The organism is Alkalitalea saponilacus, assembly GCF_900168165.1.
Taxonomy (GTDB): domain Bacteria; phylum Bacteroidota; class Bacteroidia; order Bacteroidales; family Marinilabiliaceae; genus Natronoflexus; species Natronoflexus saponilacus.
Genome location: NZ_FUYV01000087.1, coordinates 1 through 1,309, shown reverse-complemented (window position 1 = coordinate 1,309; position 1,309 = coordinate 1). Strand labels below are relative to the sequence as shown.

The 1,309-nt window shown below is 36.1% G+C and carries 2 protein-coding genes; both read right to left on the bottom strand.

Features of this window, described 5'->3' with window-relative positions:
- Nucleotides 1–234: 234 nt before the first annotated feature.
- Complete coding sequence (locus B5X70_RS17745; protein ID WP_079559239.1) at nucleotides 235–573, bottom strand: cell division protein SepF; 339 nt, start codon at nucleotides 571–573, stop codon at nucleotides 235–237.
- A gap of 6 nt (nucleotides 574–579) precedes the next feature.
- The gene (locus tag B5X70_RS17740; RefSeq protein ID WP_079559238.1) at nucleotides 580–1,173 is read right to left on the bottom strand and encodes a DUF559 domain-containing protein; all 594 of its coding nucleotides are present in this window, start codon (nucleotides 1,171–1,173) and stop codon (nucleotides 580–582) included.
- Between the last annotated feature and the right edge of the window lie 136 nt (nucleotides 1,174–1,309).

Here is a 1,309-nt window from a genome sequence, read left to right as displayed (position 1 = left end):
ATATGATTCGTTTTTATTCGATAAATATTCGATATTCATGATACGATTTGAGCTTATTTTATTCGATAGCGATTCGTTAAAATGCCCTACAACGGAGCGGCGGTATGAAATCGTTGGGGATTGCGGGCTACTTTCCTGTCCAGTTACACTGAACTTGATGCGTGGTAGAATATTGAATAACCACTTAAACCCCAATGTTTTATACCGCGTGTTAGGTGCTGGTTTTCATTACATTTATCCATTATTTTCTTGTCCTGTCCATCTATATTGTTTTACACGCCCTTCAGATGAAGATTCATAAGTTCTTTTGTCGTCATTTAGCATCTTTTTTAACAACCATCCTGCATCTTTCCCTGCTTGTTCTACATTTTCTGACTTTTCAAACAGAGCCATCATTGGTGTTCCTTCCCAAAAGAAGTTGTCTCCACCCAATAAATCTCGTGCTGCAAACCATTCGTTTTTTCGATTTTTGCACCAACTATAAACCGCTCCTTGCAAAAAGTCAATGATTCTTTGCCTTTGTTCATTAGATATTCCATGAACTTCCCTTATTTCAGACTCATCTACTAGCATATTATTTTAGTTTATTTTGTTGTATTCCGTTTCTAAAAAATCTATTCCGCTTTTAAATGTATCACCTTGATTTCTTAAAGCTTCAATATTTGTTTGGTATTGGTCTGGAAATTCCTTGAATTCATTAGCCATGCGTTCAATTCCCGCTGGACACAAATATGCAGGAGTATTCCGTCCTTTAATTCCTAAAGATGGAATGATGCCGTCAAATAAATCCTCTGAAACTTCGATATCAAATAATGTTTTAACAGCTTCGTTGGTCAATTGTATAAAATATGGTATCCTTACTACTTTGTATCCAAAACTTGCATATAATTCTGTGTTTATCAAATCCTTTTCAATAATGTCAGGGTTTGTATAATGTGGCAGTCCATCGAATTCAACGATTAACTTTAATTCTTCACTTCTGTAGTCAGGTCTGCAACGATACATTGTACCATCTATTTTGCCTAAAGCCTTATCATGTAACCAGTCATCTGTCTTAGGAAAAATTACTTTCAAATAATCTTCAAGTCCAGTCCTGTGATAACCTGTATCTTTATCAATTCCAGCTTTCTGAGCCTTATCATTAGTCTCTCGTAAAAATCCCCATTTGTTCATTCTAATCTTCCTTTATTATTTTTTGCTTGCAGAGTGCTCAAACTATCGGGTAGCTTACGCCCCCTAAGAACTGCGCATGATAGTTTCCCATCACGCAGCTCGGGCATTTCTAAAAGTGTCTTGATAAATACACTCC